Annotated in this window: 12 protein-coding genes; 4 read left to right on the top strand and 8 right to left on the bottom strand. The window is 56.8% G+C overall.

Features of this window, described 5'->3' with window-relative positions; all coding sequences use genetic code 11:
* The first annotated feature begins 7 nt into the window (after positions 1-7).
* From ABWO67_RS00215 to ABWO67_RS00200, 4 genes are read left to right on the top strand one after another with little or no spacing between them, the layout of a single operon-like run.
* Positions 8-2158, top strand: coding sequence for a TonB-dependent siderophore receptor (locus ABWO67_RS00215; RefSeq protein WP_353146098.1), 2151 nt, complete (start codon positions 8-10; stop codon positions 2156-2158).
* A gap of 59 nt (positions 2159-2217) precedes the next feature.
* Entirely contained in the window at positions 2218-2769 is a 552-nt protein-coding gene (locus tag ABWO67_RS00210) for a hypothetical protein (RefSeq protein ID WP_353146096.1), read from the top strand.
* Positions 2766-3317 (top strand): hypothetical protein, encoded by a 552-nt coding sequence (locus tag ABWO67_RS00205; protein ID WP_353146094.1) that lies wholly within the window; start codon positions 2766-2768, stop codon positions 3315-3317. The genes ABWO67_RS00210 and ABWO67_RS00205 overlap by 4 nt, the downstream gene beginning before the upstream one ends.
* Positions 3314-3865, top strand: a complete 552-nt coding sequence (locus ABWO67_RS00200; protein WP_353146093.1) for a hypothetical protein — start codon at positions 3314-3316, stop codon at positions 3863-3865. Before ABWO67_RS00205 ends, ABWO67_RS00200 begins: the two co-directional genes overlap by 4 nt.
* Here the strand turns inward: ABWO67_RS00200 and ABWO67_RS00195 are convergent.
* From ABWO67_RS00195 to ABWO67_RS00160, 8 genes are all read right to left on the bottom strand, one after another.
* Complete coding sequence (locus ABWO67_RS00195; protein WP_353146091.1) at positions 3849-5084, bottom strand: hypothetical protein; 1236 nt, start codon at positions 5082-5084, stop codon at positions 3849-3851. The genes ABWO67_RS00200 and ABWO67_RS00195 overlap by 17 nt on opposite strands.
* A 250-nt stretch (positions 5085-5334) precedes the next feature.
* Positions 5335-6384, bottom strand: a complete 1050-nt coding sequence (locus tag ABWO67_RS00190; RefSeq protein WP_353146089.1) for a threonine aldolase family protein — start codon at positions 6382-6384, stop codon at positions 5335-5337.
* A 2-nt stretch (positions 6385-6386) separates the two neighbouring features.
* Positions 6387-7631, bottom strand: a complete 1245-nt coding sequence (locus ABWO67_RS00185; RefSeq protein ID WP_353146087.1) for an aminotransferase class V-fold PLP-dependent enzyme — start codon at positions 7629-7631, stop codon at positions 6387-6389.
* A 36-nt stretch (positions 7632-7667) separates the two neighbouring features.
* The gene (locus ABWO67_RS00180; RefSeq protein ID WP_353146164.1) at positions 7668-8405 is read right to left on the bottom strand and encodes an amino acid ABC transporter ATP-binding protein; all 738 of its coding nucleotides are present in this window, start codon (positions 8403-8405) and stop codon (positions 7668-7670) included.
* 22 nt (positions 8406-8427) lie between these two features.
* Positions 8428-9540 carry an amino acid ABC transporter permease gene (locus ABWO67_RS00175; protein ID WP_353146085.1) on the bottom strand — a complete coding sequence of 371 codons (1113 nt, stop codon included), beginning with the start codon at positions 9538-9540 and terminating at the stop codon, positions 8428-8430.
* A gap of 3 nt (positions 9541-9543) precedes the next feature.
* Positions 9544-10755 (bottom strand): amino acid ABC transporter permease, encoded by a 1212-nt coding sequence (locus ABWO67_RS00170; RefSeq protein WP_353146083.1) that lies wholly within the window; start codon positions 10753-10755, stop codon positions 9544-9546.
* Between the two features lie 11 nt (positions 10756-10766).
* Positions 10767-11795 (bottom strand): amino acid ABC transporter substrate-binding protein, encoded by a 1029-nt coding sequence (locus tag ABWO67_RS00165; RefSeq protein WP_353146081.1) that lies wholly within the window; start codon positions 11793-11795, stop codon positions 10767-10769.
* Between the two features lie 42 nt (positions 11796-11837).
* Entirely contained in the window at positions 11838-12509 is a 672-nt protein-coding gene (locus ABWO67_RS00160; RefSeq protein ID WP_353146079.1) for a GntR family transcriptional regulator, read from the bottom strand.
* Positions 12510-12623 lie beyond the last annotated feature (114 nt).

Genomic DNA, 12623 nt, shown 5'->3' with positions numbered 1-12623 from the left:
GATTTATATGCCGTGCAAGACATTGACCCGGTCAACCGTGAGTGCCCTGGCCGCAACAGGTTGGCTTTCGTATTCGCTGACGGCAGGCATGCCGATCGCTTCGGCTCAGGAGGCATCGTTAACTCAGAAAGGTGACACACGCACCTTGGCGCCGATCACGGTCAACCCGCAAGCTGCGCCAGAATCGCCGTTCGAGCCGGTGGGCGGCTATATCGCCAAGCGCTCGATCTCGGCCACCAAAACCAATACACCGCTGAGTGAGACGCCCCAATCGGTGACCGTAATCACAAGCGAAGAGATCCAGGACCAGGGCGCAACCAGCGTGCAGGATGCGCTCAACTATGCCGCCGGCGTCCGCTCGGATGCATACGGCCTGGATTCCCGTGCCGACAGCTTCCGCATCCGCGGCTCGGAGCCCGCTGTGTTCCTGGATGGCCTGCGCAGCAACTACAACTGGTACACCAGCACCACGCGTGCCGAACCCTACACGCTCGAACGCATCGAGGTGCTGCGCGGCCCCTCGTCCATGCTGTATGGCCAGGGAAGCACAGCCGGCGTGGTCAACATGGTCACCAAGCGCCCGCTGGCCGAACCCATGCGCGAGATCGGCGTGTCATATGGCTCGCATAACCGTCGACAGATCCAGGCCGATTTTACCGGCCCCATCGACGAGGATGCAAAATGGCTATATCGCGTCGTCGCTCTGGGCCGCTTAGCCGATACACAAGTGAAGCATGTGCCGGACGATCGCTGGGTGCTCGCGCCATCGCTGACATGGCAACCCACGGCCAGCACATCGCTGACCCTGCGCGCCCTGCTGCAAGAAGACAAGTCGGGATCGACGGCGCAGTTCTTTCCTTGGGAAGGGGTTTCATTGCCCAACCCGAACGGACAGATTCCCACTGACAGCTTCATCGGCGATCCTGAGTGGGATCGCTACAACTCAAGCCGGCGCGCCATAGGCTGGAGCTTCGAGCATGCCTTCAACGACAATTGGACGGTACGGCAGAATACGCGCTGGTCGCACAACGAGGTCGACTACCGCAGCCTGTACGCCAACTCGTTCAGCGGCGCCGATGGCTGGCCGGCTGATCCCGTCAACAAGCGTATGCTTAGCCGATACGCGGACGGCACCATTACCACCGTAAAAATGGCATCGGCCGATCAGCACATGGAAGGCAGGTTCGATACCGGATCGATCAAGCATCAGGTGTTGTTGGGCTTTGATGTGACTTATGCCAAGGAAGACAAAGTGTCCGCGTTCGAGTCACCGGATACTGTGCCCCTGATCGATGCCTTTAACCCGGTTTACCCAGCCTATACGCCGCCTGCATTCACGAATCACCAGCCGACGGCGCGTCAACGCGACATGGGCATTTACCTGCAGGATCAACTGCGTTACGGCAACTGGATTGCAGTGGCCGGGCTGCGGCGTGATCGCTCCAAGAGCGCCGTCGAGGGCGGAGAAGATCAGGTCAGCCGCGCCACGTCCAAGCGCCTGGGCTTCATGTACGCGGCCGACAATGGCCTATCGCCCTATCTCAGCTATAGCGAATCGTTTACGCCGGTACTCGGACGCGATGCATCGGGCGCAACCTTCGTTCCCATTCGCGGCAAGCAGGTCGAAGCCGGCCTAAAGTATGAGTCGGCAGACGGCGGCCTGATGGTCAATGCTGCGGCCTACACGTTGCAGGAAGAAAACCGCCTGATCGATGACCCGGCCAATCCGACCAAGCAGGCGCAAGTCGGCAAGACTCGCAACCGCGGCATCGAACTCGAACTCAAGACTGAAATCGGTCGACAGTTCGACCTGATTGCCAACTATAACTACATCGACCTGGACGAACAGCTTGAAGGCATGCCCAAGCACCAGGCCTCGGTCTGGGGCAAGTATCGCTTTGCCATCGGCGACGTAAAAGGCCTGTCCGCCGGTGCCGGCGTCCGCTGGCTGGGCGACTTCCAGGACGGCGATGCACCCCGCACGCCCGACGTTACGCTGGTCGATGCCATGCTGGCCTACGAGACGCCATCGTGGCGCTATGCCATCAATGCCAACAACTTGTTCGACAAAACCTACGTCAGCACATGCCTGAGCCGAGGCGACTGCTGGTACGGCTCGCGCCGCTCCATCGTGGCAAGCGCTACCTACAGGTTCTGATCGCAGATTGCGCTTGTGCCTATAATAGTCACAAGAGCAGTCCATGCGAGAGTGGCCTTATGGCAGAACAACAATCGTCACTGATGCGCCGCACTATTCGGCGCGCCTTGGCGGCATCTGGCATTACCGCAGCAATCCTGTACGGCTGGTGGCAAACCATTGAAGCCGCACGTACAGCGCCTGTCGTGCCTGAAACCCAACTAGGCTCGCCGCTGGCATTAGGTCGCGTCACGCTGACCCCGCTATCGCTACAACTTCGTTCCGACCTGCTGGTGCTGTCCGCAAGGGTCGAGAATGTCACGAGCGAGACCCAGCCCGCCCCCTTGGGCTACCCGCCAAGGTTAGTGACGGTCGAAGCCGACAACGTTGCATTCAGCGCCCCCGAAGTCACGCTGCTTCGCGACCGCCAGGCCCTGTATCAGCTACAGCCCAGGATGCCCGAAGACGTGGAAATTACCTGGCAAGTACCAGAAGGTTGGCAAGCTGGGAAACTGTCGCTCACCTTCTTTCAACAACAATTCAAGTTAAAAGACAACCTTTACGGCCGCTCGAATTGGCTGGGCTATTCGGCTGCGGCGCACATGGCCGCCATCCCGGAACCTACGCCATGATTCGCGTGCGCAATGTTCTCCCTGTCTTACTGGGGGCCTGCGCCCTTGGCGCCATGATGATGACGACACCTGATTTCGACAGCGTATTCCAGCCCTTGCGCACCACGGCCCAAAGCGGCGAAAACGCACAAGGGCGTCTGCTCTCCGCGCGTTTCACGGACTGGCAAACGACAGACCAGCTGTCCTTCAATCGTTACGGAACCCCAGTCACACGAGACACCCAGGGCGTTTTTCTTATTGTCGACTTCGATATTTCAAACGTACGCGAATCGGTACGTCTAACGGCGACATGGCAAGGCCGTAGCGGCCGCCAGTATGTGCAGTCGGTGCGTACGGAGGAGGCTCCGGGAACGCTTGGCGTGCGCCAGTTCCACCCTGGACTTGAAGACCAGGGTCGCGCCGTCTTCGAGCTGCCGCGGGACGAAATCGAAGGTGGCAAACTGCTACTGGCCCGCAGAGGCCCCAACATTCTCGATAGCGAACTCGCGCTGACACCCACGGTCGGCGCCCCTATGCCGCACACTGCGCTATTGAGCCTGACGCCATGAAGAAACCAGGATGGCTGGCAGTGGCCGCCGTATTATTTGCAGTCATCATCGCCGTGGATGGTTGGCCAGCTCTGCGTGAATTGAGCGCCAACCGCGAATGGCGCGCTATCGACGCCTCGCCCGGTGGCGCATCGATGGACGGCTTGCAGGTTGCGGTAGTAGCACAGACCGCCGCCATCGCTGCGCAAAAGCCCGAGCGTGCTGCTGTACTGATCCGACTGAAAATGCAGGTAACACCCGCCGCTCGCGAAGCATGGCAGGACTGCCGTGTTTCGCTGCACAGTGCAACGGGACAGATCTGGATGCCGCTTAGCAGTGCAAGCGCGGATGGCGCCATCAAGGCGCTATCGCCAGATCACAAAAACGCCGGTCTGTGCCGATTGCAGCCAAAAGATGAGGGTAACGGCAACGAAACGGTACATGCCGACCAGGTCTTCCTGCTACCGACAGACAGCCTGCAAGGACTGCGACTGCACGTATCCGGCGTAGGCACTCGCCCCCGTGCGCTGTCTTTTGCAATCGCTCCAGCCGTCAGGAACTTGCCTTAGACGCCCCCTGCCCCTTCAATGCCAGCGACAATCCGGCAGCCAGCACGCAAAACTGCACAACCATCACTACCACGCCGTCCTGCGGCTGACCGGGCATGCCAAACAGCAGATTCAGCGGTATGGCGGCAAACATCCAGACATCGCTATCCTGCGGACCGATCAGCCTTGCCGCCCCGACCCATGCCCAACGACCCAGCCAATCGGCCAGCCGCCAAAAGCACAGAATCGATACCGTCAGCCACACACCCGCCGAAGCCGCCAGCAGCACACCATTAGCAACGGCATGCCAACGCTTGACTAGCCCGCCCCAGAAATGCCCAAGGAAATCGGTAAGAGGCTTGGGCAGCGCTGCCCAGCGATTCGTCACTCGGCTTGTTACGGACCGGGTCGAGTCGGACATCATGTTCAAATCGTGTCCATAGACGATGGCGCCCAGATTGAACCAGATGAGCGGCAGCAATGCATAGCGGAATAGTTGACCCAGCCAGTCTGCCGCCTGCAACGGCGGAGGCCAATCGACCGGTCGCTGGCTCGCTTCCGAAATAACTGCCTGCGCCGCTGGCAAAAGCCAGTCCAGCAAACTTGCCGGCGATGGCATGGCAGCAAGCCAGGAGACAAACTGAGCCTTCCAGCCACTGAGCACATAAAGCCCCAGAATGACCCAAGTGGCTTCGCAGGCGACAACGACCAGCGGCCAAATCGAGTGACCGGTGCTGGCATGCCGGGCCTTGGCCGTGCGACGGACAAGCCAGACAAACACAACAGGAATGAGCAGCCATAACGTGCCGTCCACTTGCAGGGCGTGAGGGCCGATCGAGTCCGGTTGCAGGAAATCAATGCGGTTCCACTGCTCCGTCAGGAATGCCCGGGAATAATCACGCAGGGTGTTGCTCAAGAATCCCCAGCCAGCGTAGTAGCCATAGAATGGGATGAGCACCGCCAGTAGCGCACTGGCAAATATCGGCGAACCGTTTTTTTCCTGTAGGAGAGCCGAATCCAGGCTAGGACTGCGACGCAGCCTGAACGCGCTTGGCCCATCGCGAAGAACGACGAACATGGCAACGAACACGATCAGTTGCAGCAGGATGATCATGATCACAGCGACCAGCCCCGCGAAGCGATGGATCATGCCCAGCTCCACCGCAAGGCGCATCAAGAGCGTCTCGAGCAGCTCCGCCCCCAGCAGGATCGTCGCAAGCAGCAGACCGTACTTACGCATTAACTGCCCAGTCAGAACAAAGTGTGAACGTGTGATCGTCCAGCCGCCACTCACATTAATACCTCCCCGGATACGCGAATAGGCTACGCACGCGGTCCATTCTACCGAATGGGGAGCTATGGCGCGATAACGATATCGACGCCCTGGGATTCGATCGCGGCGAGTATCTCTGCATTGGCCGCCGCGTCGGTAATCAGCCGCTGTACCTTGCACCACGAAGCGATCCGGAAACTGGCAAATGCGTGCGTGGCTATTGCACCAACACGGCCTTCAGCGCCTCAGCCGCGGTCCCCACCATACTGGTGTTGATGTCCAAGTGAAAGACCACACGCATCAAACTCTGGCTTTCCACACCGATACGTACGCCATACTCAGCCAAACCCCGCGCTATTTCCGCCGATGTTTTGCCGCTATCGGACACATCGAAAAAGACGAGGTTGGTGTCGATCCGGTCGAACCGCAAACAGATACCGGGCAGCTCGCGGATTTGCTCGGCAAATAGACGCGCGTTGCAGTGGTCTTCGGCCAGGCGGTCTATGTTGTGTTCAAGCGCGTACAACCCGGCTGCCGCAACAATACCGGCTTGGCGCATTGCACCTCCGAAACGGTGCTTCCAACGATTCGCCTGCTGGATAAATTCGGCGGATCCAGCCAAAACCCCTCCGATCGGACAACCCAGGCCTTTCGAAAGATCCAGCCATACGCTATCAAAGGGTTTTGCATAGGATTCGGCTGAAACCTGGGTGGCCACACACGCATTCATCAAGCGTGCGCCATCCATGTGCAAGGCCAAATTAAGATCCCGTGCGGCACCCACTATCTCATGCACCGTTTCCAACGGCCACACCGCCCCCCCGCCACGATTGTTGGTCTGTTCGATACAAACCACTTTCGAGCGAGGCGCCTTTACCCCCGGAGAGCGCACTGCCGCAGCCAATTCTTGGGTGCTAAAAATCCCGCGCTCCGACCCTATGCCGCGAATAACGCTGTGTGCAAAGACGGATGCGCCCGCCCCTTCCGATGAAACGATATGGCTATTGCCGGCGGCGATGATTTCATCGCCCGGCAGGCAATGCACCGCCAAGGCAATCTGATTGCACATGGTGCCCGATGGCAGAAAGATGGCCGCCTCCTGGCCCAGCATTGCGGCAACCTTTTCGGTCAGTGCGTTGACGCTAGGATCCTCGCCACGTTGCTCGTCCCCGACTTCCGCCCGCGCCATCACCTCGCGCATCGCTGGTGATGGCCGGGTTGCAGTATCGCTGACCAGATCAATAGGAAACGGCGGGCGCATGGACATGGCTATATCGCGGCAACGCCCTTGATAACGCCCAGACCCTCTCGTACGGCGTCCAATGCGGCATCGATATCGGCCTCGTTATTGTAGGCATGCAGGCCAAAACGCAGCTGGCCACGCCTGATGGTATGGGCTACCCTGCGCTCGACCAGATGCTCCGACAGCGGCTGAATCAACGGATCGGTTGAAAACCCATGGCCACCGGCATTCAGGGCGCCGAGCGTGACGATATGTGATTGCTTGGAGCCTCGGCCAGGTACGGCGGGCGTAATACCCAGGCTGCACAAGCCGTCGTGAAACCTGCCTACTAGTTGCAGGACATGGGCCTCGATATGGGCTGTACCCAGCTCCAGTAACATATCAAGAGAAGCATCGACGGCATACGCCCCCGCCAAGTTGAAACTGCCAACTTCAAAGCGGCGGCTGTCCGGCTGATACTCATAGTCAAAACCGCCCATGGTTGAATGATCGTCCGTTCTCTGCACTATTGCAGGACGCGACAGATAGGCGGGCTTGAGTCGGTCTATCCATTTAGGCGACACATACAAGAAACCGTAGCCGTACAAGCCAAGTAAGCCTTTCGATACCGAAGTGGCGAACCCATCCACCATTTCGGCAGATAAATCATGGTGCATGATGCCCGCGGTTTGCACGCCATCAACCAGCAGGAAAACATCGCGCTTGCGGCATGCCTCGCCCAATTTCCGCAGATCAGTGCGGTGCCCAGGCGCGAACGTGGCCGATGCCACGGTCATCAATCGTGTCCGCGCATCCATGGCCGAAATAAGCCCGTCGATATCGATCGAGCCGTCCGGCAAGGGATTGACGATACGCACCTCCAGCCCCCTCTGACGTTGCCGCAGCCAGGGATAAACGTTGTTGGGATGCTCGCAATCTGATGTCAATACGACATTGTCGCCTGGCTCCCACGGAAAGGCCCATGCAATGCTGTTGATTCCGTCGGAAACGTTGCGGATCGCCGCTATGGTTTCCGGAGCAACATTCATTAAATCCGCAAATTTGCGGCGCGACGATGCCACATGGACTTCATGCTGCACACGATTCGCCGACGCCAGTTCAAGATGATCGAGAAACTCCTCAACGGAGGCACGGACGCGCCGATGCAGGATCATCTTGTCGCATATCGAAAGATAGGTCTGAGTAGTCAACGCAGGGAAACCACTGCGAAAGGTACTGAACGTCAGTGGCGTGTCCGAGGAAGCCTCTGGGGAAACAGCATGCGAAGTCATTGGGAATCCATCCTAATTAAAACCGGGAACAAAGCATCAGTGCAAAATCTGGCTAAGAAACAAGCGTGTCCGTTCACTGGAGGGTGACTCGAAGAACTGATCCGGTGGTGCCGCTTCGACGACCTCCCCGCTATCCATGAATACAACCAGATCGGCAACCTTGCGCGCGAAGTTCATTTCATGCGTTACACAAATCATGGTCATACCCCCCTCGGCGAGCTCCGTCATGACATCGAGCACCTCGTGAATCATTTCAGGATCCAGGGCAGAGGTCGGCTCGTCAAACAACATGACATGGGGCCGCAGCATCAATGCGCGGGCTATCGCCACACGCTGTTGCTGGCCGCCTGACAGCTGACCTGGAAATTTCTTTGCCTGCTCGGGTATGCGGACGCGGCGGAGCAATTCCATGGCCCTGTCTTGCGCCTCGTCCTGAGGCACTCTCTGCGCCAACATAGGTCCGAGGGTCAGGTTGTCCAGAATCGTCAGATGAGGAAATAAATTGAAGCTCTGGAATACCATGCCGACCTTACGTCGAACGGCCTCGATCTGACGAATGTCCGAGTTCACTTCAATGCCGTCGACAACGATGCTTCCTTCCTGATGTTCTTCCAGTCGGTTGATACAGCGGATCGCCGTTGATTTCCCCGACCCCGATGGACCGCAAATCACCACCTTCTCGCCGCGGCCTACGACCAGATTAACGTCGCGCAGCACATGAAAATCCCCGTACCACTTGTTGACTTCCCGCAGCTGCACGGCCGCTCCCTCGATGGGCTCTATTAATTCTGTCATTTCACCGCCTTACTTTAAGCCTGTACTCCAATCCCTCGCTGTACTTCGACATTGCGAAACACATGATGAAATAGAGAAGGAAAACAAACAGATATGCCTCAATGCTGTATCGCACCCAGACGGGATCCTGTATGGCTGTCGATGTAGCGCGCAGCACATCGAACAGCCCTATGATTCCGACAAATGTCGTATTCTTGAACGCTCGAATGATTTCATTCATCATCGATGGCAACACGATGCGCCCGGTCTGCGGCAAAATGATGCGCAACATTTTCTGCCAGTACGTCAACCCTATTGTGTCCGCCGCCTCGTACTGGCCCCTGCCGATAGCTTGCAAGCCGCCCCGGATTACCTCGGCAGCATAGGCGGCAAAAAACAGCATCATCGCGATCTGCGCGCGCATGAATTTGTCGATGGTAATGCCCTCTGGCAGGAACAAAGGAAACATCAAAGAGGCCATGAACAGTATCGTCACCAATGGCAAGCCTCTGACAATCTCGATGAACCCCACGCAAAGCGCCTTGATGGCCGGCATTTGCGAACGTCGGCCCAGGGCTAGCAGGACGCCCGCCGGAATGCCGCCGACCACAGTGCCAACGAACATGATCAGCGTCAAAGGCAATCCACCCCATCGATGCGTAGGAACAGGCGCAAGTCCGAAGACTCCGCCAAGCATCAACAAAAAAACCATCCCCATGGCCGCGACCCATGAAACAATCAACGCGCGTGCGGACAGAATGCGGAAAGCGGAGATGACGGCCAATCCGATGATGATCACGATAGCTGCAATGGCGCGCCACTGCTCCTCGTAGGGAAAGGTACCGAACAACATGACGCTGTATTTCTCGGAGATGACGGCCCAGCACGCACCAGCAGCAGCCTTACAGTCTTCGGAATTCGTCGTGAACCAAACCGCATCGATGAATGCCCAGCGAATAAGTCGCGGCAAGGTAACGAACAATACCCAAAGCGCCAAGAGGCTCATGGCGCCATTGAACCAGTTCCTGAAAAAATTCCTTCTGAACCAGGCTGCCAGCCCTTGCTCTCTTGTGGGAGGAGAGCGGCGCTGTGTCGACTTCACGACGGCACGTGAAACACATTGCTGTGATGCCATGACTCATCGCTCCTTGATCTGTACTTTGTGGTTGTACAGGTTCATGATGATCGCAATACTGAAAGAAATGGCTAGGTAGATCGACATCATTATGGCGATTGCCTCGATCGTGTGCCCACTGAGCGTGACTATGGTGTTATTCACGCTGAACAGCTCCGGATAACCAACAGCGACGCCCAGCGAACTGTTCTTGACGATACTCACATACTGACCCGCAGCGGGCGGCACCATGACCCGCAGCGCCTGCGGGAAAACGACCCTGCGGTATATATTGAAAGGCCCTAAACCCACTGTTTGCGCAGCCTCAATCTGACCCGCGCTGACCGACTCGATCCCCGAGCGGACTATCTCGGCAATAAAGGCACCTATGTATAGAGACAGGCCTAACAACAAAGCAAGGAACTCAGGCGATATGGTTGTTCCACCCTGGTAATTGAACCCTCGCAGAACTGGAATCGATATTTCGTACGAAGGCCCCAAAAGCACTGTCAGCACAATCGGCGAAAAAGCGATCATTAGGCCCAGCATCAACGCCACGGGCTGCTTCTGGCCCGATTTTTTGCGCCGGCGATCGATCACCTGCAGTATTGCCCACAACAAGATGCTGCTTGCCAATATTGCCGCCAGCAGCATCCAAATCACCGAATCATTAGTCAACCAAGGAATGACGATACCCCGGTTGCTGAGGAACGCCAGGCCATCAAACGAAAATGCCTGGCGCGGATGTGGAAGCTTGGTAATGATCGTGTACCAGAAGATCAGTTGCACCAGCTGAGGCGTATTTCGGAACACTTCAACGTAGATCGAGGCGAACTTGCGCCACATCAGATTGGATGAAAGGCGGCCTACACCGACTATCACACCTATCAACGTGGCAAAAACAATACTTGCCACCGATACCTTCAATGTATTCAGGAGTGCAACACCATATGCCTTGAGAAAGGAATCAGTAGACTGGAATGCAATGGATCGTTCGCCTATCTCGAATCCCGCATCATCTGCCAAGAACGCAAAGCCGGTCGATATCCCCTGTTTGCTCAATGCGTCCTGAGCGTTCCCGACCAAAAAGGATCCGAGCGCAATTACGCCTATCAGCACTATCGCCTGATATATCCAGGACCTGACACCAAGATCATGCCAGGCCCCCTTCCACGAAAGACGGTGCCTGACTGGCAATCGGGGAGGCCGACGGCGAAGGGTTGCGGTTGTCTGCATGCTGGCAAAACTCAATTAAAGGGCGGCGCATACAGCAATCCGCCATCGACCCATTGACGATTGAGGCCACGATCCAGTTTGAGAGGCGAGCCTTTGCCGACCGTGCGCTCAAAAACCTCACCATAGTTGCCTACCTGTTTGATAACTTGGTAAGCCCAGTCATTATTCAGGGCTAGCTGCTTGCCGAGCTCGTCCTTCGCACCAAGCAAACGGGCAATATCTGCGTTATCCGACTTCTTCATTTCGTCCACGTTCTGCGAGGTAATCCCCAATTCCTCCGCAGCGATCATGGCATAGACCGTCCAATTTACGATATCCCGCCATTGCGCATCGCCTTGCCTGACGACTGGAGCCATTGGGTCTTTGCCAAAGACTTCCGGCAGAATGACGTAATCGTCAGGATTGCTGGCTGCCGTCGCGCGGCCCGAGCTCAACCCTGAAGTCGACTGCACATGCACATCGCAACGGCCGCTAAAAAAGGCGTTATTGAGTTCCTTACGATCCTCGATGACGACGGGTTTGTACTGCATCCCTTTAGCGCGGAAGATATCGGCAACGATCTTCTCCGACGTGGAACCCGGCTCAATACAAATCGTGGCTCCGCTCAACTCGCTCACGCTTTTGACGCCGAGTTGCTTACTAACCATGAAGGCCTGGCCGTCGTAAAAGATAGGAGCTACAAAGTCCAGGCCAAGATTGGTGTCGCGGCTATAGGTCCATGTGACGTTAGCGACTAACAGATCGACCTCGGATGTCTGCAATGCGGTAAAGCGGGTCTGGCTGGACACTTTGACGAGCTCCGCTTTTTTTGCATCGCCCAGCGTCGCTGCGGCGACGGCGCGGCAAACCTCCACGTCAATCCCTTGCCACTGGCCTTTACTATCAATACCTGAGAAACCGGGCCGCCCACCGTTGGCGCCGCAAACCACCTTATCCTTGCTCTTGACCGACGCAAGGGTGGGGCCGGCTTCCGCAGCACTCGCTGCAGTTCCAAAAGTGAGCGCGCCTATAAGGACGGCTGCAGTGCTGATCAGTTTCATTGGTTTGTCTCCAGTTTTATAGCGTAGTGGTTTTTTTCGCTTTTACATTCTGTATTGATCTCTGTGCAGCAGCATCTCGATACGCCAATCCAGCCCCTTGCGTAAATGCTCACACATCAAGAAACGTGCATGCTCCGCATCCCGGCGCATGATGGCCTCCAACAAGGTTTTATGTTCCAGCAATGCGGCGCGTATGCGTTCCGGCGTCCTGTTCCGAACAATGCCGAATGGAATCCGAAAACGAAGTCGGAAGGGGTAATACATCTCGAGTAGCCGCTTATTGCCGGATAAGCGCATTACTTCCTTGTGAAATTCGACGCCATCGTCATGAACCTGAAGCACGTCAAAATCGTCTGGGTTGGTCAGCGCTTCTTCAAATGCCACGGCAAACCGCTGGAGCTGTTCGACCGCGCCCCGTTGAGCAGCCAGCGCAACGGCAATACCCTCGATCGCATAGCGAATTTCATAAAGATCTTGGAGATCGGGAATGGTAAGCGGCCGCAGAATCGTCCCCCGCATTGGGTGGCTTTCCAACACGCCTTCGCGAACGAGATCGCGCACCGCCTCACGAATGGGAGTACGGCCAAGTCCAAGGAGATCAGAAAGGTTGCGTTCTGAAAGCGGCTGGTCTTCTGTAATGCTTCCGTTAAGAAGCATCTCGACCAGTTTTTCATACGCACGCTCGCTATCGCGTTTAATAGTTACTGGTATCATGCTGGAATATTACTGGTATACCAGTTCGGATAAAAATAGGTATTGACCCTAAATTTTCCTAGAGACCATTTCAAAGTGAGCTTTGTAAGCCTATGGGCTGCTCAACGAAGAGAG

This window comes from Pollutimonas bauzanensis (assembly GCF_040393045.1).
Classification (GTDB): Bacteria; Pseudomonadota; Gammaproteobacteria; order Burkholderiales; family Burkholderiaceae_B; genus Pollutimonas; species Pollutimonas bauzanensis_A.
This window is presented reverse-complemented; position numbering and strand designations above follow the sequence as displayed.